The sequence below is a fragment of the Streptomyces sp. NPDC026394 genome (genome assembly GCF_055567735.1).
Window position 1 is genome coordinate 395,280 of record NZ_JBVHPX010000007.1, and the last position, 20,482, is coordinate 415,761.

Annotated in this window: 17 protein-coding genes; 4 read left to right on the forward strand and 13 right to left on the reverse strand. The window is 72.3% G+C overall.

The window, feature by feature from the left end:
* Window positions 1-8 precede the first annotated feature (8 nt).
* The 7 genes from ACZ4QV_RS19925 to ACZ4QV_RS19955 form a co-directional block, all read right to left on the reverse strand.
* Window positions 9-956, reverse strand: coding sequence for a S1 family peptidase (locus ACZ4QV_RS19925; RefSeq protein ID WP_361633838.1), 948 nt, complete (start codon window positions 954-956; stop codon window positions 9-11).
* A 196-nt stretch (window positions 957-1,152) separates the two neighbouring features.
* Window positions 1,153-2,190: a methyltransferase domain-containing protein gene (locus ACZ4QV_RS19930; protein ID WP_467763176.1), complete on the reverse strand. Its 1,038-nt coding sequence runs from the start codon at window positions 2,188-2,190 to the stop codon at window positions 1,153-1,155.
* Between the two features lie 334 nt (window positions 2,191-2,524).
* A complete protein-coding gene (locus tag ACZ4QV_RS19935) occupies window positions 2,525-3,139 on the reverse strand; it encodes a hypothetical protein (RefSeq protein WP_467763177.1) in 615 nt (204 codons plus the stop codon).
* A 478-nt stretch (window positions 3,140-3,617) separates the two neighbouring features.
* Window positions 3,618-4,454 (reverse strand): RNA polymerase sigma factor SigF, encoded by an 837-nt coding sequence (locus ACZ4QV_RS19940; protein ID WP_030017597.1) that lies wholly within the window; start codon window positions 4,452-4,454, stop codon window positions 3,618-3,620.
* Between the two features lie 191 nt (window positions 4,455-4,645).
* Window positions 4,646-5,455: an RNA polymerase sigma factor SigF gene (locus ACZ4QV_RS19945; protein ID WP_031012303.1), complete on the reverse strand. Its 810-nt coding sequence runs from the start codon at window positions 5,453-5,455 to the stop codon at window positions 4,646-4,648.
* A 212-nt stretch (window positions 5,456-5,667) separates the two neighbouring features.
* Window positions 5,668-5,961 carry a Dabb family protein gene (locus ACZ4QV_RS19950; protein WP_030017599.1) on the reverse strand — a complete coding sequence of 98 codons (294 nt, stop codon included), beginning with the start codon at window positions 5,959-5,961 and terminating at the stop codon, window positions 5,668-5,670.
* 82 nt (window positions 5,962-6,043) lie between these two features.
* Window positions 6,044-6,208, reverse strand: a complete 165-nt coding sequence (locus ACZ4QV_RS19955) for a hypothetical protein (RefSeq protein ID WP_167745376.1) — start codon at window positions 6,206-6,208, stop codon at window positions 6,044-6,046.
* Window positions 6,209-6,822: 614 nt separating this feature from the next.
* Here ACZ4QV_RS19955 and ACZ4QV_RS19960 point away from each other — a divergent pair.
* Window positions 6,823-7,191: an ArsR/SmtB family transcription factor gene (locus ACZ4QV_RS19960; protein WP_361580559.1), complete on the forward strand. Its 369-nt coding sequence runs from the start codon at window positions 6,823-6,825 to the stop codon at window positions 7,189-7,191.
* A gap of 7 nt (window positions 7,192-7,198) precedes the next feature.
* Window positions 7,199-10,243, forward strand: coding sequence for a P-type ATPase actuator domain-containing protein (locus ACZ4QV_RS19965; RefSeq protein WP_467763178.1), 3,045 nt, complete (start codon window positions 7,199-7,201; stop codon window positions 10,241-10,243).
* On the opposite strand, the gene ACZ4QV_RS19970 is transcribed toward ACZ4QV_RS19965, so the two are convergent.
* Window positions 10,234-11,850: an LCP family protein gene (locus tag ACZ4QV_RS19970; RefSeq protein WP_361580556.1), complete on the reverse strand. Its 1,617-nt coding sequence runs from the start codon at window positions 11,848-11,850 to the stop codon at window positions 10,234-10,236. The genes ACZ4QV_RS19965 and ACZ4QV_RS19970 overlap by 10 nt on opposite strands.
* Window positions 11,851-12,032: 182 nt before the next feature.
* Here ACZ4QV_RS19970 and tatA point away from each other — a divergent pair, with 182 nt between their 5' ends.
* Complete coding sequence (gene tatA / locus ACZ4QV_RS19975) at window positions 12,033-12,275, forward strand: Sec-independent protein translocase subunit TatA (protein ID WP_361152746.1); 243 nt, start codon at window positions 12,033-12,035, stop codon at window positions 12,273-12,275.
* Between the two features lie 91 nt (window positions 12,276-12,366).
* Entirely contained in the window at window positions 12,367-12,774 is a 408-nt protein-coding gene (locus ACZ4QV_RS19980; protein ID WP_361152743.1) for a hypothetical protein, read from the forward strand.
* Between the two features lie 90 nt (window positions 12,775-12,864).
* Here ACZ4QV_RS19980 and ACZ4QV_RS19985 read toward each other — a convergent pair whose 3' ends face one another.
* The 5 genes from ACZ4QV_RS19985 to ACZ4QV_RS20005 all read right to left on the reverse strand — a co-directional run bounded on the left by ACZ4QV_RS19985 (window position 12,865) and on the right by ACZ4QV_RS20005 (window position 19,943).
* Entirely contained in the window at window positions 12,865-13,815 is a 951-nt protein-coding gene (locus tag ACZ4QV_RS19985) for a pirin family protein (protein WP_361633850.1), read from the reverse strand.
* Between the two features lie 22 nt (window positions 13,816-13,837).
* Window positions 13,838-15,034 (reverse strand): acyltransferase family protein, encoded by a 1,197-nt coding sequence (locus tag ACZ4QV_RS19990; protein ID WP_361633853.1) that lies wholly within the window; start codon window positions 15,032-15,034, stop codon window positions 13,838-13,840.
* Window positions 15,035-15,461: 427 nt separating this feature from the next.
* On the reverse strand, window positions 15,462-15,968 hold the full coding sequence (locus tag ACZ4QV_RS19995; protein ID WP_467763179.1) for a hypothetical protein: 507 nt from the start codon (window positions 15,966-15,968) through the stop codon (window positions 15,462-15,464).
* Window positions 15,969-16,082: 114 nt separating this feature from the next.
* On the reverse strand, window positions 16,083-16,484 hold the full coding sequence (locus ACZ4QV_RS20000) for a hypothetical protein (protein ID WP_361152734.1): 402 nt from the start codon (window positions 16,482-16,484) through the stop codon (window positions 16,083-16,085).
* Between the two features lie 72 nt (window positions 16,485-16,556).
* Window positions 16,557-19,943 (reverse strand): ALF repeat-containing protein, encoded by a 3,387-nt coding sequence (locus ACZ4QV_RS20005; RefSeq protein WP_467763180.1) that lies wholly within the window; start codon window positions 19,941-19,943, stop codon window positions 16,557-16,559.
* Window positions 19,944-20,482 lie beyond the last annotated feature (539 nt).

A 20,482-nucleotide genomic window follows, 5' to 3' on the forward strand; every position in this document is an offset into this window, starting at 1 on the left:
CACTCGCGTCACGTGCCGACTGCCTGGCGGAGGATCGGGTTGGCGGCGCGCACCCCCGGCAGCAGTGCCGGTACGTCGGCGAACGCCGCGTCGGCGGGCTGACCGCAGACCTTTCCGGCGGTCTCGCCGGCGAAGCTGAAGATGCCGGCGAGTTCAGGGCCGCGCCGCCCCCAGGTCACCAACGGGCTGCCGCTGTCACCCTCGCACATGGTGGTGGCGGTGCGGCCCGGCAGGTCGGCGCGCGCATCCCGGGCGCAGAAGACCGATACCTCGTCCACCACCGCGGGTGTCTGCGCGGCGCACTGCTCGTGACGTCGTACGGTGAGGTCGCCGCGGCGCAGGACGTCGCCGCGTAGCTCCACGCCGGGCCGGGACGGGTCGGGCGCGGCCGTGGTGCCGTGGCTGAAGATCGATACGGGGGTGCCGGGGCGTGGCCGGTGCTGTGCGACGGGGAGCGGCTTGACGCCGCGTATCGGTGCGCTGAGCCGTAGTTCGGCCAGGTCGTGGGCGGCCGAGGACAGTTCCGGGTGGTCGGGGCCCGCGGGGGACGGCAGGAGCTTGTAGCGCGGGTGCAGGGTGGCGCTGCGTACGTCGCGTACGGTGCCGGGGTCCTGCGAGAGGACCGAGGAACCCAGGTGGACTTCCATGCGGTGAACGTCCACACCGTCCACGCAGTGGGCCGCGGTGAGGACGCGGTCGGGCGCGACGAGGACGCCGCCGCAGGACGCCCGGTCCAGCAGCGGGGTGTCGCCTTTCTTGGCCAGCATCGCCAGCCAGGGTGCGGCGCCTGGCCGGGGTAGCTGCGTGCCGCCGGACATGGCCCGGGCGGGGCCTGCGGTGCCGATGGCTGTGGCCAAGAGGGTGACGGCGGTCAGGGCGGCCGCCCCCAGCGCCACACCGGCCCGCCCGCCCGCCCGGCGCTCCGCGAGCCCGTACCGTCGTTGCTTCTGCCCCACGTGCCGCTCCCCGCTCCCGGCAGGCTGGGGCTTGCTCGGCCCGTTCCTGCGCCCCTGACTGTTACGGGAGTTGAAGATAGCGCGCAGGCATGCGGAAGGAGTCAGCCTGCGGTCGCGTCAGGGGTCAGCCTGCGGGGTGACGACCCTGATGCGCTCTCGGGGGCGCACGCCTGGACATCCGTACCCCCTCGGCTCCTTACGGGCCCACCGGCCAGCTCGGCCCGTCCTCCGAGCCGAACCACGTCCGGTGCTCGGCACCGTCCACCGTCATGCCGAACTCGAACTCCTCCGGGCTGTCCGTCTCCAGCCACCACGCGTAGGCCCGTTCGGCCTCGGTGGCCAGGTCGCGGTCACCCCACTGGTACGACTCCCCGGCGCACACGTAGGCCCAGGCGGCGTCCGCGGACAGCCACCAGGCGGGGGCGGCGTCCGGCGTGAGCGTACGGATCGCGTGAACGTCGGGCAGTTGGAGGCCGAGGGCGAAGCGGGCGTGGAAGTCGTCGAGGAGGTCCGGCGGGAGGGCGGACGTCCCGTACCGGCTCTCCGCCCATCGCCGCGGGGTGCAGACGCGCGGGAGCGGATTGTCGGTGCGGCGCCGGCCGCGCAGATCCATGAAGGTCAGCGGTATGCCGAAACGGCCGCCGGCGACGCGGCGGTCGGTACCGAGGGTCAGGACGGCCAGGCCGGCGGGCTGGAGCGTGGACTTCCACGGCGTGACGATGCGCGCGCCGGGGGCGGACTGGGCGATCCAGGCGGTGGGGACGCGGGACGACGACGCCGTGCAGAGGACCCGGTCGTACGGCGCGTCCTGCGCATGGCCGCGCTCACCGTCCGCGCAGGCCACGCGGGGCCGGTAGCCGAGGCCGGGCAGCCGCGTGCGGGCCGCGTCGGCCAGCGTCCGGTCGATCTCGACGGTGGTGAGATCGGCGTGGCCGACCCGCTCGCACAGCAGCGCCGAGTCGTAGCCCGTACCTGTACCGATGTGCAGTACGCGGCTGCCGGCGTCCGGGTCGGTGGCGGCGAGGGTGGTCAGTACGGCATCGGCCGCGCTGAGCGAACTGGTGGGCAGCCGGCCCGTACCGTCGGCGTGCACCGGCCGGCCGACGTCCACCGGCCGGCCGACGTCCACCTGCGTGACCACGGGCTCGGTGGGGTGGTGAACCGACGCCGCCCACCGTTGCTCGTCGTCGACGCGGGCGACGGGGTGGTTGCGGTCGTCGTCGGGGTGCCACACCCAGACGGTGTCGGGGGCGAACGCGTCCCGGGGGGGCGTCGCGGAAGGCCGCGCGCATCCAAGGGCGCTCGAACGCGCCCCGGGCGTCGAGCAGACGCAGGGTCCGGGTGTGGTGGTGCGACAGGTCGGTCGTCACCGGTGCTTGCCGCCACCGGGCTCGGACACGTCAGGGTGCTGCCCGTCACTGTCCCGTGGCGACGGCTGCTGAGGCCGGGGGGGCGGGGGAGGCGGCTTACCGTGTGAGCCCATAGGTTCCAGCTCCTTGTGCCGGCAGCGTGTGCCGCGGTTCCGTCTGCCCCGCCCCCGATCACTCCGCCCCGGCCGCCCTGGTCCGTCAGCGCCAATCGACATCCACGTCCCGGGTCTCGATGTGCATCCCCAGAGGTACGCGCCAGGCGGACACGCAGACGCGCCAGGTGGCGGTGCGGCGGGCGTGGCCGGTGAGGGGGGCCGGGAGCGGGTGGGTGGAGGTGCGGGTGGCCCAGTCGATGCCCAGGGCGCCGATGATGTGGGTGCCGAAGGTGATGGTGCCCGAAGTGACGGGCCGGTCGCCGGTGTTGTGCAGGGAGACGGAGACCTTTTCGCACCATCGGACGTCGGTGCCCGTGCGGTTGACGGGGCCGGTGGTGAGGTGGGGCGGGGTGTCGGGCTTGGGGGTGGGCGAAGGGGTGTGGCTCGGGTCGGGGTTGGGGCCCGGCCTGGAGGCGGGGGGTGTGGCGGAGGGCCGCTGAGAAGGGTGTCCGGAGGGGCGGCCGGGAGGAGGGCCGGGGGTGGAGGCGGTGTCGTGGTCGGCGTCACGGTCGGTGCCGCTGCCTCTGGCTTGGTTCCGGGGGGTGGCCGGGGGAGCCGGGCCGGAGTCGGGGGTGTTGGCCGTGCCGGGGGCCGCCGGAGGTGGGGAGGCGTACGGGGGCGAGCCGTTGCCGGGTGCGGGGGGGCCGGCTCCGTCCAAGGGAGTGAGGGTGATCCCGTCGTGCGGGGGTACCGGTCTCGTCGGGGACCGGCCGTCCGCCGGGCCGGCGGCGCCCACCGCGGCGTGGCCGCGGCCGTCGTCGCTGCCGCAGGCGCTGAGCAGCGCGGCCAGGCACAGGGCGGTGACCGGCAGAAGGGCGCGCGGGAAGTGTGATGCGCGCGGGAGGTAGGGGGCGCGCAGGAGGAATGCGACACGCAGGAGGCACGGGGCACACAGGGAGTGTGGTGCGCGCGTGGGCAGGTGTGGCTGCTGGGCGTGCGGAGTACGGGGATTGCGGGGATTACGGGGAGCACTTGCGGGTCTCAGGGCGCGCGTGATCCGTCGCATCGGGCCAGTGTCACTGACGGCGCGTCAGTTGCATAGGCCCGGTACGGCAGGGCGTCGGCCCGTACGGGAAGCGGGGAGCCGGACGGTGCCGGCCGGCCGAGCCGCCCGAGGGTGTGGGCCTCGCCCCGGCTCAGTCCGAGATCAGGCCGTCGCGCAGCGTCGCCAGGGTGCGGGTCAGCAGGCGGGAGACGTGCATCTGGGAGATGCCGACCTCTTCGCCGATCTGGGACTGTGTCATGTTGGCGAAGAAGCGCAGCATGATGATCTGGCGCTCCCTGGGCGGGAGTTTGGCCAGCAGGGGCTTGAGGGATTCGCGGTACTCCACGCCCTCCAGCGCGCTGTCCTCGTAGCCCAGTCGGTCCGCGAGGGAGCCCTCGCCGCCGTCGTCCTCGGGGGAGGGGGAGTCGAGCGAGGAAGCGGTGTAGGCGTTGCCGACCGCGAGGCCGTCGACGACGTCCTCCTCGGACACGCCGAGGCACTGGGCCAGTTCGGTGACGGTGGGGGAGCGGTCGAGCTTCTGGGCCAGTTCGTCGCTGGCCTTCGTCAGGGCCAGGCGCAGCTCCTGAAGGCGGCGCGGGACGCGGACCGACCACGAGGTGTCGCGGAAGAAACGCTTGATCTCGCCGACCACCGTCGGCATCGCGAACGTCGGGAATTCGACACCGCGTTCGCAATCGAAACGGTCGATGGCCTTGATCAGGCCGATCGTGCCGACCTGGACGATGTCCTCCATCGGCTCGTTGCGACTGCGGAAACGTGCCGCCGCGTAGCGCACCAGCGGCAGGTTCAGTTCGATGAGGGTGTCGCGTACGTACGTGCGCTCCGGGCTGTCCTTGTCGAGCGTGGCCAGCCGCAGGAAGAGGGAGCGGGAGAGCGTACGGGTGTTGAGAGCGTCGTCGTCGTGCACATGTGGTGCCGGCGCGGGAATCGCGGGAAGCACCTTCGAGCTGCCCAGTTCTACGGACATGCCACCCCCTTGAGGTCGCGGTCGGGTCGCTGCGGCGCCCTCGGTCCGCGGCGGAACCGAGAACTTATGCCTCCACCTGAATACCGGAGGCGGCGCCACGGCAAACGCGGTTCCTGCAGAATGTCACATGTCGGCAACACGCTGTAGCGCCATGTCGACATATCTGTGCAGGAACGGGTAGCCCGTCCCGGTTAGGCTTCGATCCTGTTTGCGGACCGCAGTCGTGCGAAGCTCCGCGACAGTAGCCGCGACACATGCATCTGCGACACCCCCAGCTCGGCGCTGATCTGAGATTGCGTCAAGTTGCTGTAGTAACGGAGGAGCAGGATGCGCTGTTCGCGCTCGGGGAGCTGGACGAGGAGGTGCCGGACGAGGTCCCGGTGCTCGACCCCGGCCAGCTCCGGATCCTCGTACCCGAGCCGGTCCAGCAGGCCCGGCAGGCCGTCACCCTCCTGAGCGGCCTCCAGGGAGGTCGCGTGGTACGAGCGGCCCGCCTCCAGACAGGCCAGCACCTCGTCCTCGCCGATCTTGAGCCGTTCGGCGATCTCCGCGGTCGTCGGCGACCGGCCGTGCAGCACGGTCAGGTCCTCCGTGGCGCCGTTGACCTGCACCCACAGCTCGTGGAGGCGGCGTGGCACGTGGACGGTGCGCACGTTGTCCCGGAAATAGCGCTTGATCTCGCCGACCACGGTCGGCATCGCGAAGGTGGGGAACTGGACCCCGCGGCCGGGGTCGAAGCGGTCGATGGCGTTGATGAGGCCGATCGTGCCGACCTGGACGACGTCCTCCATCGGTTCGTTACGGCTGCGGAAACGTGCCGCCGCGTACCGGACCAGCGGCAGGTTGGCCTCGATCAGGGCGGCGCGCACCCGGGCGTGCTCCGGCGTGCCCGGCTCCAGGCTCGTGAGCTCGGCGAACAGCACCTGTGTGAGTGCCCGTGTGTCCGCGCTCCTGCTCTCGCGGGATGGCGCCTTGGGCGCAGTTCGGGCCGTCACGGTCACGCCACCCTTCTCAGTCCATTCAACCGGCAAAAGCGGTCATAGCATCACAAGACATGTGCACTGTGTGCAAGCACCGCATAACGCCGTGTTGATCGCAGAGTTGATCGACGAGCAGGCGTACGCACGGCCGGGACCGGGCATGACGAAGCCCCTCGCCCGCGAGGCGGGACGAGGGGCGGGACGAGGGACGTGCGCGCGGCCGGAGCCGCGGCTCAGAACTCGTAGTCGGCGATCACCCAGGTGGCGAACTCGCGCCACTGCCCGGCGGCGGCCTGATGGGCCGGGTGTTCGATATAGCGCTTGAGGGCGTCGGTGTCGGCCACGGCGGAGTTCACGGCGAAGTCGTACGCGATCGGCCGGTCCGTGATGTTCCAGGCGCACTCCCAGAACTCCAGCTCGGGAATCTGGTCGGCCAGCTCCTGGAACGCCTTCACGCCGGCCACGACCCGCGGCTCGTCACGTCCGACACCCTCGGCGAGCTTGAAAAGAACCAGGTGGCGTATCACTGGGCGGTCCTCCGTACGGTCGGCCCGTGGCCGTCCCGCGCCGTACGTCCCGCTCCGTACGTCTGCGTACGGCCGGCGCGTCCTACGAGATCAGCTGGGTCATGAACTCGCCGACGCCGTGCGCGGCCGACGAAATGCCCTCGAACCCTATCTGCACGAGATCGGCGGCGCGTGCCGGGGACGTGATGATCGTGTACAGGACGAAGACGACGACCACGTACAGCGCGATCTTCTTCGCTTGCGCCATCTGACTGTCCCCGTCTCCCCTACGGCAGCTCCCGCCCGCCCTTCCCCAGAGAGCAGACCGGGTGAGTGTAACCACTTCCGTAACAGGGGGTGGAGTCGACGGGAGGGAGGCGGGAGGCGGGAGGAGGGGGAGAAGGAGGCGGGAGAGGTGAGGGGAAGAAGGAGAGAGGTGTGAGAGGTGGGGTTCGCGTGCTGACCGGGACTTTAAGGACCAAAGGCCCTTGGAGGCAGGCCCTTTGCCTGCGTCCGGTAAGGGGCGCGCGGAGCAGGATGGTCGTGTGCCCGGCGGATCTGGCAGGAATGCGCGGGGTACGGGCCCCGAGCCTCACTGCGGGGTCCACGCCGCAAGCTTCCCCCCTGACGGCGGCGCGGACTTTGAGGCCCGGTCCACCATCGGGGGAAACGGCATGTCCCCCCGTTGCCGTTTCCCCCGACCGTACGACGGAGCCCCGGCTCCGGGCCCCCGGGCCCGGGACCGGGGCTTCTGCCGTTCGGGAGCGGGGCCGGAAGCAGGCCCCCGTTCGTACGGGAGTGCAAGGCGCCCGGCGCCTAGACTGGGACCTTTCGGGGGCACGGGCCCGTCCCTGGGCGGCCCTGGGCGGATGGAGAGCGGCTGTGACGAGTGGCGTCGAGGACGTGGCGGATCCGTCGGCCGAGGTGCTGACGGAGGCCGCGGCGACGTTCGGGCTGCTCGCGTCGCCCGCGCGCCTGCACATCGTCTGGGTGCTGGCGGGCGGCGAGTGCGACGTGAGCGGGCTGGCGGAGCGGGTGGGCGGCGCGCTGCCCGCGGTGAGCCAGCACCTGGCGAAACTGAAGCTGGCGGGGCTGGTGCGGTCGCGGCGCGAGGGCCGCCGCGTGGTGTACCTGGTGGACGACCCCGACGTGGTGTCGATGGTGCGGTGGCTGGTGGGGCAGCTGACCGACCGGACGGGCCGGGCCGACGGCCCGGCGGTGCCGGGACGCGTCCGTGGCCTGGGCGCCTGAGAGGGCCGTGGGCTCCGCGTCCGCTCGTACGCAAGGGCAGACGGAGCCGGGCCGGCGCACCACCGCACCACCGGGCGTACGGGCGGACGGCGGCGCCCGGCTGCGCGACACCCCCGGCCTCACGGCGCTGGAAACCCTGCGGTCCCTGGAGAGCGGCCCGCGCGGCCTGACCGAGACGCAGGCCGAGGAGCGGCTGCTGCGGTACGGCGACAACGCGGTGCCCGAACGGCGGCCCGCCGGCCGGCCCTGGCGCTTCGTGCGCAGCCTGCGCGATCCGTTCACGACCGTACTGCTGTGTCTGGCCCTGGTCTCGGCCGCCGTCGCCTCCTGGGGGGCGGCGTGTGTGATCGCGGTGCTGGTGGTGGTCAGCGCGGTGCTGCGGTCCAGCGGCGAGTACCGCGCCGAACGGTCCACGGCGGCGCTGCGCGAGCTGATCGCCACGACGGCGACGGTGCAGCGGCGGCCGGAGGGCGGGGCTGCCGGGGTCGCGGCATTCGGCGTACGGGCGGCGCGGGCTCCGGGTGCGTCACAGGGCGCGGGCTTCTCGGGAGAGGTGACCACCAGGGAGATACCGGTCGATCAGCTGGTGCCGGGCGACGTGATCCGCCTCGGGCCGGGCGACCTGGTCCCCGCCGACCTGCGGTTGCTGCGCGCGAGCGGGCTGACGGTACGCCAGGCGCCGCTGACGGGGGAGTCGGCGCCGGTGGCGAAGCATCCGGTGGAGGCCGGTACCGACATCTCCGGTACCGACACCTCCGGCAGCGGGGCCTTCGGTACCGGCGCCTCCGGTACCGGCCCGGACCTCTTCGAACGGCCCGAGCTGTGCTTCCAGGGCAGCAGCGTCGCGTCCGGCAGCGCCACCGCCGTGGTGCTGGCGACCGGCGCCGACACGGTCTTCGCCGGTACGTACCGGACCGGTACGTACCGGCGGCCGTCCGGAAAGGGCGCGTCCGGGGCGCGCGGCACCCGGCGTACGCGCCCCACGAGCGCCTTCGACCGCTCCGTGAACGGCGTCTCCTGGACCCTCATCCGCTTCATGCTGCTCACGCCGCCGCTGGTGCTGATGGCCAACGCCGCGCTGCGCGGCCGCGGCCTGGAGACGCTGCCGTTCGCCGTCGCGGTGGCGGTCGGGCTCACGCCCGAGATGCTGCCGGTCATCGTCACCACCGCGCTCGCCCGGGGCGCGGCGCTGCTCGCGCGCGGCGGCGAGGTGATCGTCAAACGGCTGCCCGCGCTGCACGACCTCGGCGCGATCGACGTGCTGTGCACGGACAAGACCGGCACCCTCACCCAGGACCGCCCGGTCCTGGACTGCTCCTTCGGCCCCGACGGCCGGCCGGCGCCCGGGCCGTTGCACTGGGCGGCTGTCAACAGCCTGTGGACACTCCAGCTCGCCGAACTGCCGACGCCGGACGCGCTCGACGAGGCGGTCCTGGAGGCGGCCGAGAACGACTTCGACGAACTGCTGGCGTACGAGGGCATCGCCGCGCTGCCCTTCGACCCGGTACGCCGTACGTCGTGCGCGGTGGTCCGTACGGACGCTGCCGCGGGGGCCGACCTCCGGCTCGGCGCACACACGCTGGTGGTCAAGGGCGCGCCCGAGGACGTACTGGAGCGCTGTGCCCGTGTCCGTACGGGGGGAGACGGCCCCGCCTCCCCCGCAACCCCCGCCCCCCTCGAAGACACCGACCTGGACGACGCGGCCCGCGCCCGCCTGGCCCGGCTCGTCGCGGACCGTACGGCGGACGGGCTGCGGCTGCTGGCCGTCGCGGTCGCCGAGCGGCCCGCCAGGCCCGGCCGCCGCTACACGCCGGCGGACGAGCGCGGCCTGACCCTCGTCGGCTTCGTCGGCCTGCGCGACTCGCTCACGCCGACCGCCGCCGCGGCCTGCGCGGGCCTCGCGCGTCGCGGCGTCGCGGTGAAGATCCTCACCGGCGATCACCCGGGCACCGTCACCCACGTCTGCCGGGAACTCGGACTCGACACCGGCCCCGGCGCGGTGGTCACGGCCGACCGGACCGACGGCCTCACGGACGCGGAACTCGCCCGGCTCGCCGCCCGCACGACGGCCTTCGCGCGCTGCACACCGGAGCACAAGGCGCGGATCGTGGAGGCCCTGCGGGCGGGCGCGGGGCCGGGACCGGACACAGGTCAGGGCCCGGGTGCGGCGGTGGGTCCGGATACCGCGGCGACCCCGCCCCGTACCGTCGGCTTCCTCGGCGACGGTGTCAACGATCTGCCCGCGCTGCACGCCTGCGACGTGGGCATCGCCCCGCGCGACGCCGTCGACGTGACCCGTGAGGCGGCCGATGTGGTCCTCGCCTCGAAGGACCTCGGCGCCATCGACGGCGCGATCGTCGCGGGCCGCCGCAGCAGCGCCAACATCGCCACGTACCTGCGCATCACCCTCTCCTCCAACCTCGGCAACGTCATCGCGATGCTCGGCGCCGGGCTGCTGCTGCCGTTCCTGCCGATGCTTCCGGCGCAGGTCCTGGTGCAGAACCTGTGCTTCGACGCGGTCCAGCTCGCGTTCGCCTTCGACCGGCCGGGTCCCGCCGCGCTGCGCCGGCCGGCGGCCCTGCGCCCCGCCGACCTGCTCCGCTACATCACCGGTTTCGGCCTGCTCAACGCGGCGGCCGACCTGGCCACGTTCGGCGTGCTGGTCCTCGCGGTGCACGGCTCCGGCGATCCGGGTGGCCAGGACGCGTTCCACGCGGGTTGGTTCACGGAGAACCTGCTGACGCAGGCGCTGGTGATGTACCTGCTGCGGACGGGACGCCGCTCGGCGGAAGGCCGGGCGCCCGGCCCGATCCGGATCGCGGTCTGCGCGCTCGCCGTCATCGGGCTGCTGCTGCCCCCGTCGCCGCTGGGCCCGCTGCTGGGAATGGCACCCCTGCCTCCCCTCTATTACGGGCTGCTGGCGGCGGTGCTGGTGCTGTACGGGGCCGGGCTGGCACGGGCCAAGGACCGGTACGACCGTAAAGCGGCCGCAGCGGACGCGGAGCCCGCGGAGAACGCGGGCCCCGGCCCCGGCGCGTCGCCTCAGCCGTAGGACAAATCCGAGCAGATGTTGTCGTCGGCCGAGCGGGCCTTGCCGGCGATCTCCGACGATCCGGACGCCGACGACCCGGGCGAGGGGGCCGGGCCCGGGGCGGTGGCGGCGGGGGACTCCAGCGCCGGGTCGGACGCGTACGCGGTGCCCAGGACGACGTTGACGCCCGCGGTGGCCGTCGGCACCAGCCGGGCGCCGCGGAAGTGCGCGGCGACGGTCTTGGCCTCGGTCTCCTTGCCCGCGCCGTACTCCACGACGGTGGTCGCGTGGTCCTGGGTCCGCGCGGTCGACGTGCCGGTGACGGTGAAGCCCGCGGACTTGAGCTGGTCGGCGGCGCGGGCGGCGAGGCCGGTGGCGGTGGTGCCGTTGTAGACGGTGACGCTGATGCCCGTACCGGTACCGGGGCCGGTGCCCGTACCCGGAGCCTTCGCATCCGCGGAAGAGGACGGTGACGGTCCCGGGGACGCCGCTCCGCCGCCCCCGGCCGACCCCGGCCCGCCCGCGTCCTTCCCGTCCAGGGTGCGGTCCGCCTTGATGTCCGCCCAGAGCGCGTCCGCCGCCGGGTGCACGATGGCGACCCGGGCGCCCTGGTAGCGCCAGGGCAGCGTGACGAATTTGGTGTTGTGCAGGTCGATGTCCTTCAGGGACATCGCGAAGGAGAGCAGCTTGTCGGCCGAGTCCAGGCCGGGGTCGACGGTCATGGACTGGGTGGCGGCGTTGGCCAGCGGCAGCAGGGTGGTGGGGTTGAAGCCCTGCTCCTTGACCTTCTTGATGAGGGAGCCGACGAACGCCTGCTGGCGCTGGATACGGCCGATGTCCGAGTTGTCGCCGAGGCCGTGCCGGATGCGGACGTAGTCGAGCGCCTGCCGGCCGGAGACGTTCTGCGGGCCCTTGGCGAAGATCCGCTCGCCGCGGGAGTGCCGGTTCGGGTTCAGGTCGCCCTGGTAGATGTCCTTCGGCAGGCAGACGGGTACGCCGCCCACCGCGGACGTCATCTTCGAAAAGCCCTCGAAGTCGACGACGACGGTGTGGTCGACGCGTACGCCGGACAGCTTCTCCACCGTGTTCTGGGTGCAGGCCGGGTTGCCCCGCGCGCTCTCGCCGACCGAGAACGCCGCGTTGAACATGACGTTGTGCTGCGCCGCCGTCCACTTGCCGTTCGGGAGCCGGCACGGGGGTATCTCCACCAGGGTGTCCCGGGGTATGGAGACGGCGACCGCGTGTTTGCTGTCGCCGTATATGTGCAGCAGGAAGGCGGTGTCCGAGCGGCCCACGTCGCCCTCGCCGCCGCCCAGCGAGCTGTTGTCGCCCGACCGCGAGTCGGAGCCGATGACCAGGACGTTCTGGCCGCCGGCGCCCTCGGCGGGGCGCTGCGGGCTGACCCCTTCCGCCCCGAAGGTGGTGATGTTGCCGTTGAGCTTGAAGTAGAACCAGCCGGCGCCCGCGGTGATCAGTACGAGCAGCGAGACGGCGACGATGCCGGCCGTCCGCAGCGGGCGCCGCCTGCCGCGTACGGTCCGGCCCTGCGCCCGGCCCGCCCCGCTCCGGCCCGTCCTCCCGGACCGCCCGGAGCTCGCGGCCACCGCCTTGTGGCTGCTTGCTGTCATGTGTGCACCTCACCCGCGTGGCTCTTCGTACCGGGGAAGACGGAAGATCCGGCCCGTTGGTTGTACAGTTGCGCAATGTAGCAAGTTATAAAGCGGACAAGCGGCCACGCGGACCAGCGGACATGCGGGCGGCCGGACGCGTGGGCAGACGGAAGCAGACGGAAGAGGAAGGCGGGACGGCGATGCTGCGGAACGGACTGGAGCCCTGGCACCTGCTGATCGTGGCGATCGTGGTGATCCTGCTGTTCGGCTCGAAGAAGCTGCCGGACACGGCACGCGCCCTCGGCAAGTCGCTGCGCATCCTCAAGAGCGAGACCAAGGCGATGAAGGACGAGAACGGCGACGACAGGAACGGGCCGGGCGCGGGAGTCGTGCGGGCGGGGGAGACGGCGGCCGCGAACGACCGCGGCCCGGCGGCTCACTGACCGGCCGGTCGCCCCGGAGTTCCATAATGGTTGACGCGCGTCGCGATCAGCGTGCCGCGCCCGCACCGACCACGAGGGGATACCGGACCGGATGAGCACCGAGCGCAAGCCTTCCGAACACGCCGTACGCGCAAGGGGTAGGCGGGTCACCGCGGTGGTCGTGGCCCTGCTGCTCGGCCTGATGGGCGCCGCGGGCTCGGCGGCAGCGGCGGCGCCCGCCGCTCCGGCGGTCGCCCGCAGTGTCCAGCAGCAGGCCGGCGGCGCACCGGCCGCGCAGGCGGAGGCCGCTCCGGCTTCCGCCCATCACGTGACGACGGCGGCCTTCGGGTCCAAGGACAAGGACGGCGACAAGAAGGACAAGAAGAAGAAAAAGGGCTTCTTCAAGAAGCTCGGTATCTTCCTCATCGTGCTGCTGATCATTTTCCTGGTCGTCATCATCGTGGTGATCTGGCTGATCGTGCACTTCGTGCGCAAGGCGTTCCGCCGCCGCAACCGCTGACGTCCCGCGCGGCACCGAGCGGTCCGCGACGCCCCCGCCGCGAGCCCGGCCTCGCGGCGGGGGCGCCGTGCTGCCGGGGTCTTGCGCCGCTCAGCGCACCCGGCCGCGCGGCTTCAGCGCCACCGTGGGGAGTTCGGGCGCGGGCAGCCGGCCGCCGTCGTATCCGCGGACCTCGCCGAACCGGGAGCCGGAGCGGGAGCCGGTCATCCAGTCCCGCCGGGCCTCTTCGACGTCCTCCTGGGAACGGCCCACGAAGTTCCACCACATGACGATCTCCTCCTCGAACGGCGGGCCGCCGAGCAGGACCGTCCGCGCGGGCGCGTCCGACGCGTTCGTCAGCATGAGGTCGTCGCGGCCGGGGGCGGCGTAGCCGAGTTCGGCCGGGCGCAGCGGTGTGCCGGACAGGCGGACGGTGCCGTGGTCGACGAGCAGACCGTGTTCGAAGGCCGGGTCGACGGCGAGGGTGGCCGTCGCCCCCGGGGCGAGGACGATCTCGGCGCCGAGCAGCGGGCTGAACGTACGTACCGGGGAGGTCACCCCGGCCAGGGTGCCGAGGAAGACGCTGACCTCGGCCCCGCCGACCCGTACGGAACCGGGCACGTGGTGCTGGAAGTCCGCCCGCGTGTGCCGGTGTTCGCCGGGGAGCGCGACCCACAGTTGCACCCCGTGCAGCACGGTGGTCCGCGCCGTCGAGACCTCCGAGTGGCTGATGCCGTGGCCGCCCGTCATGAGGTTCAGCTCGCCGGGCCGTACGTACGCGTGGGTGCCCAGGCTGTCGCGGTGCTCGATCTCGCCGCTGAACAGCCAGCTCACCGTCTGCAGGCCGGTGTGCGGGTGCGGAGCGACGTCCATGCCGCCCGTCGCGGCGACGTCGTCGGGGCCGTAGTGGTCGGCGAAGCACCAGGCGCCGATGAGGGTGCGGGAGCGCTGCGGCAGCGTACGGCGCACGGTCATCGCCCGCGGGCCGCCCAGGGGGACGTCGCGGGGGGTGAGGACGTCGATGCCGGGCAACTCGGCAGGCCCGGCGTACTCGTTGCTCATGTGCGCAGCCTTCCCGGGCGGGTCACCGTGACATGGTAATTGTACGTTCAACTTCTTCGCCCCTGGCGCTGTCCGCTGCCCGGGAACCGGCGGGTACCGACACCCGTACCGGCGGCGCCTCGGGCGGCCGGGCGGGCTTGCGGCGCGGAGCCATGTGCCGGCGGGCGTCGTCGACGCCCTTCCGCAGGACGGTCCGCAGCCACTTCCCGAAGGGGCGTTCGACGAAGCGGTGGATGAGCCAGGCGGCGACGAGCATGAGCGCCGTCACCGAGATCACCAGGAGCGGCGCGGAGACCCGGTTCCGGAAATGGTGGATCAGGGTCATGCCGATGTTCATGTGGATGAGATAGAGCGGGTAGGTGAGCGCGCCCGCGGTGGTGAGCCACTTCCACCGGATCCGGTCGAAGGCGCCGAGGGCGATCGCGCCGACCAGGGCGAAGCCCGCGATGATGACCAGGCGGGCCGGCCAGCCGGGCAGGGCGGACGCGGCGGCCTTGCCCAGGCTCGTGGCCATGCGGTAGTCGATGTACCGCTGGGCGAGCACCAGTTGTACGGCGATCAGGGCCCACAGGACCGCGTTCTGTCCGTGGCGCCGCATGAGGTGGAAGACGATGCCCGCGATGAAGAACGGCGCGTACTGCGGCATCGCGAACGCGGTCAGCAGCGGCGTGTTCAGGCCCGGGGCGAGCGCGGCGGCCGCCGTCCACACGCCGCACAGGATCAGGCAGTTGCGGTAGGTGACGCCGCACCACACCACCGCGACCATGATCAGGTAGAACTTGAGCTCCACGAAGAGCGTCCAGTACACCGGGTCGACGTCGGGGGAGTCGTCCCCGGACTGGAGCATCGACAGGTTGTTGATCACCCGGTCCAGGCCGCGGAAGGAATCGACCTCCGGCCACATCTTGACGACCAGCGTGGTGAGCAGGATGCCCGCCCAGTAGGCGGGGAACAGCCGGGAGACGCGGGAGACGGCGAAGTCGCCCAGCGAGCGGCCCCACACGCTCATGCAGATGACGAAGCCGCTGATGAGGAAGAAGACCTCGACGCCGAGCCACCCGTACTGGGCCGCGCCGCGGACGGCCGGGAAGATCGTGCTCGTGTCGTGTCCCCACGGCCGGGCGAGTGCGACGTAGTGGTAGAAGACCACCATCAGTGCGGCCAGCAGCCGTAGCCCGTCCAGCGCGGCGAGCCTGTTTCCCGAGCGGAGCCCGGCCATCGTGTACCCCCTTGAACGCCCGGGTCACGGGCGCTTCATGCCTACAGATGGAGACGGGCACCGGTCGCGGGGACCGGTGCCCGGGACGTCTGCGTCTCCTGCATTCACCGGTCAGCAGGTGATGGATGCGAAATTTGGAAAATCCGGCAGAGCCGGTCGCGTCTGCCGATGATGATGAGCGCGGGGCGGGCGGGGTTCATCTCGAAACGGTCAATAGGAGACCTGTGGCAGCTTTGGCAAGTCCGGGTGAGGGCGGGGGCGGTGGGGCGGCGGGTGCGGCGTGTACGTGCGTGACCGGCCGCTCGTACGTGATCGGCCGCCCGTACGTGAGTGGCCGCTCGTACGTGACCGGCCGCCCGTGAGCACGCTGCGGGCCCCCGTGCCGCCGGGGGCCCGCGCCATGGTCGTCCGGCCCGTGGCCGTCCGGTCAGAGGGAGGTGGATATCTCCATGAGGAAGTGCGGACGGCCCTGCGGGTCGGCGGTCTCTCCGGCCGCCTTCCACTGGTTCTTCGCCAGGCTGATGTTCTGCTTGTTGCCGTCGGCGGTCAGCGTCATCTCCGCCTTGTGCGCGGCGTCCGCCTTCACGCCGTACACCCCCGGGATCTCCAGGCTCAGATAGCCGGTCCGCCCGGTGACCCGGAAGCAGATCCTGTCCTTGCCTCGCGCGTACACCTCCATCAGCTCGCCGGTGGAGGTGCAGTCGGCGAGCACGATGTGCCCGTCGCCCCGCTTGAGTACGATGCCGCGTTCTTTCTCGATCTTGTCGGCCCCCGGGTAGGCGAAGTCCTCCACGGCGTATCCGGGCTGGTCGGCGGAGGCGCCGGCCGGCCGGGCGGTGGCCGGGTTCTCGGTGGCATGGGCCACGGTGACGACGGTGGCGGCGCAGGCCGCGAGGGCCGTTCCGGTGACGATGACGCGTCGTGCCGTTTTCATGATTTCTCCTTCGTGGGTAAGGGAAATACGGGCCGGGCCAGGGGATTCACGGCCGGCCGGGAGTGGCTCGGCCGGTGCCGAAAAGGCGCCTGCCGTAGCCGGAGATGACGGTCTTCATATGGCGAAAGCGACGAGGGCGAGAGTGGCCATGAAGGTGAGGAGAAAGATGGCCTTCTGCTTGCCCGTGACCTCGTCCATCGGCTTCCCCGAGCGTTTCAGGGCGAGCTGGCGCTTGACGTATCCGGCGAACAGACACCGCAGGATCACCAGAATGACCATGGTGGCGGTGTAGAGGAGCAGCGGCAGCCGCCCCTCGTAACCGCGCACCGCCGAATTCACGGCGATCGCCGCGGCGCCGACCAGGGGGAGCGAGGCCGCGATGACTCGGTCGCGCGCGGTGGTGGCCATGGACTGCGCGGCCACGGCCAGCGCGATCCCGGAAACGACGGCGGCCACCCACCACTGGGCGGTGGTGGTCAGCGTGGAGGTCAGCACGGCACTTTCTCTCTTCTTCACAGCCGGATGGACAAGCAGTGCGGAGTGGGCGGGGCCGGGCCCCGCCTCACCCGGGCGGTACGGGGAAAAGGGCTACCAGGTGAGCCAGCCGACGACGGTGGTCGTCACGTCGTGCGCGACGCTGGATACCTTCTCGCCAACCTTTTTGCCGACCTGGGCCCCGAACTCCGGCAACTCTCCGAACTTCTTGAGCACGGCTCCCGTGCCCTGGAAAATACCGCCGAGCGCGAACGCGCCGACCGCCTGCATGAATTCCGGGCTGCCCCACCCGTTGCCGAACCCGTTCAGTACGGCACTGACTCCTTGCAGGCCCCAGGACACCAGGCCGACCGCCCCGGCAACCGCTTCGAGGGGCGGGAAGAACACGCCACCGGCGGCCAGCACCAGCCCGGCCGAACCGACGACCGTGCTCCAGTGCCCGGTGACCTGGGCCCAGTCCTTGACGCTGGACGCGTCCTCGGGCCACATGCCCGATTCCACGTACCACGGCTTGTCGCTGTCCGCGCCCTGGGACGGATGGGTCCCCTTCGCCGCATCCTCTTTCGCCTTCTGGGCCGCCCGCCTCGCCTCGGCCTCGACCTCGGCCTTCCGCTTCGCCAGGGCGATCTGGCGGGCCTCGCCGGCAGCCGCGGCAGCGGCCTTGGCGTCCTTGCCCGCCTGGGTCGCGGCGGCCTGGGCCCGGGAGGCGGAGGCCTGGGCCTGCCACGCGGAGGCCACCGCCTGCTGCGCGGACGCCGACGCCTGCCGCATCGAGAAGTTGGCCGACCGGGCCGCTCCGCGTGCCGTCAGCGCGGCCTTGCTCGCGTCCTTCGCCGACTGGGCCGCGGCGGCGGCCGACTTGTCGGCGGCGTCCGCGTTGGCGCGCGCTTCCTTCGCCGATCCGGCGGCGTCCTCGGCATAGCCCTTCGCCTTGGCCGCCCAGGAGGTCGCCTCGGCCGCCGCGTTGCGGGCGTCCGCCGCCGCCTTGGACGCCCGGGCGGCGTTCTCCAGCGCCTCCGCGGCGGTCTTGGCGGCGAGGGCGATGGAGGCCCGTATGGCGGCGACATGGGTCGCCCGGTCCTGGTCGAGCCGTGCGATGTCGTACTTGTCGTGACTGACGAAGCCACGCCGCATACGGGCCGAGCCCTCCAGGACGATTTTCGCCGCCGACTGCATGTAAGGGCCGCCCGATTCGAGGAGGGCGAACACCTCGACCCGGTCGTCCTCCTTCACCGCTTCGGCCAGCTCCAGGCTGAGGAAGCGGTGCAGGGCCGCGGGGCTGCCGTCACTCAGTGCCGCCTCGGCCTTCGCCTTGACGGCCGCGCCCGGGTTCTCGTTGAGAATCCTGAAAACGGTGACGCGGTTGTCCGTGGCCGCCGCGTCGGTGATCCCGTGGTCCAGGAAACCGCGGACCGCGTCCGGGGTGTCGGCGGCCAGCGCCTTGTGCGCGGCGTCGGCGACGGCGGCGGTCGCCGACTTGGCGATGGCCAGGACGCTTTCCCGGTCGTCCTGCTGCTGGGCGATGAGGCGGTCGGTGTCGATCCAGTGGGCCACGTCCTGGTCGGTGCCCGCGAGCGCGAACTCCGCGGCCTCCCGGGTCCAGGTGCCCGTCGAGTCCAGCAGTCCGACCGCGGCCTGGCGTCCGGCGGAGACGGCCTTGGCGGTGTCACCGGCCCGCAGCGCCGTCTCCGCGGCGATGATCAGGTCCGTGACGTCCTGCGCGATCCGTGCCGCCTGCGTACGCTGCCGGTCGGCCCGGTTCGTGTCCTCGGTCTCCGCCTTCGCCCTGAGGCGCGCCTCCGCGACGCCCAGCTCGGTGTCCGCGTCGATCCGGGCGGCTTCCGCTTCGCGGGCCGCCTTCTCGACCTGCTGGGCCTTCTTGACCGCGTCGGCGGCCGTGGTGGCCGCCGTCATCGCGGCCTCGGCGAAGGCGGTGGACCGCTTGGCGTACTCCACGGCCTGGCCCGCGTTCTTCGCCGCCTCGTCCGCCGCGTCCGCGGCCTTCTCCGCGTGGGCGGCGGCATTGTAGGCGGCATCACGTGCCACGCGGGCGGCGTCGGCGGCCGCGTTCGCCAAGGTGCGGGCCGTACCCGCGGCCCGGGTGGCCCGCGCGGCGGCGGCATCGGCCTCGGCGGCGGCCTGGCGCGCCTTGGCCGCCTCGGACTTGGCGGCACCGGCGGCAGCGGCGGACTCGGCGGAAGCCCGGGCGGCCGCGGCGGCGTTCCGGGCCGCCCCCGCGGCGGACGAACCGGCGTCGGCGGCCTGCTGGGAGGCGATCGTCGCCTGGTCGGCTGCCTGCGCCGCCGTACGCGCACGGGCGGCGGCGTCCCTCGCGCCCTGGGCGGCGGCCCGAGCGGCGGACGCCTTGGACGCGTCCTTCGACGCGGCTATGGCGGCGTTGTAGGCACGGGCGGCGGCGTGGCCGGCCATCGCGGCGGCGGCAGCGGCGGCCTGGGCCGCCTGGGCGGCGCGGTGGGAGGCGGACTGGGCGGTGCGCGAGGCGGAGATGGCGGCGGCTGCGGCGTCGGCGGCCCCGCCGGCGGCTCTGGCGGCGTTGTTCGCGGCCAGAGCCGACTTGCGTACGTCCTGCTGGGCCTCCTTCGCCTCCTTCGCTGCCCGCAGCGCGGCTTCCTTGGCCTTTTCGGCGGCGGCCTGCGCGCGTGCGGAGGCCGTGACGGCCTGCTCGGTCTGCAGCTTCGCCAGCCGGCCCTCGCGCTGCACGATGGTGACCAACTGGTCGATGGTCGCGGACTCTTCGTCGCGTGCGCGGGCGATGAACTGGCCGGAGGTGAGGAACTGGTGCACCGCCTCGGGCGACCCGTCGTCCATGGCACGCTGCGCGTACTTCTTCACCTCGGGTGAGGCGCTGCTGAGGATGGAGAAGACCTCCACCCGCTCGTCCTCCTGCTGCGCGGTGTACTGCGTCTCCGCGAGGAACTGCTTCAAGGCTTTCGGGGTGCCCTGCTCCAGAGCCTTGGCGGCCTCCCGCCGCACAGCGGCACCACTGTTGTTCATGACGGTGAAGACGGCTGCCCGCAGGTCCTCCTCGACGGGCTTCTTGTACCCGTCGTTCAGGTACGCCGCGACTGCCGCGTCACCGGCGGTCAGGGCCGCGCCGCCCGTCTCGCTGACGGCTTTGCCCGCCTGGGAGATGCCGGTGAGGAGGGCGAAACGATTGTCCTCGGCCTTTGCCGTGGGCAGGTCGCGGGTGAGGAACGCGGAGACGACGGCCGGCCCGCCGATCAGCGCGGTGGCGGCCGCCTCCCGGACCGCCCGGCCACCGGTCTTGTACGCCCATACGGCCCGGCCGCGCTCGGTGTCGGGCAGCACGTCGTCCGGCGCGCCGCCGTCGGCCCCGGCGGCGCTGGCAGGAGCGGCGGACAAGGTGAGGATGGACGGCAGGGCGGGGACCGCGGCCGCCCCGGCGAGCGTGGTGAGTAAGCGGCGTCTGCTCCATAACGACGTCGTCAAAACGCACATCCTTCTCATGCAGAGTTCTTTGTTGTTTTTGCGTTCACACGCGCACGGGAAGCCGCAAACTTGGGAAACGGTGGCAGTTCTGGGCTTCATGCTGCATCTGGGACAACCGGCGGGCACATTACCTGATGGGTACAGGTATCCCTACGGAGTCCGGGAGAGAGGGGCGGGCTTTGGCAGGTAGGGCTGGCGGGGCGGGCGCGGCGGCAGTGGGGGGACAGTGACGGCGGCGACAGGCTCCGCCCCCTGTACGGGATGTGACGGCAAGTCGGCGACGACGTAGCCGATGGCGGTGACGTCCTGCGGGAAGGAGGCGGACGCGCATGCGCGCAGCCGCTGGCGCCGAGCGGGCAGGCGTCGGAGCGGGACGGATGGGAGTAGCAGTAGCCGTTCAACTTCTCGCGCCTACTGGGCCCTTGTGCGTGGCGAAGTCCCGTTGTCGCCGGTCCGCGTGGGCGTTAGCGGGGTGTTAGCGGTGCGGCAGCCCGGCGCCAAGGCCGGTGGACAGAGTGGGTGACGTACCGAGGAGACCACGGAAAACC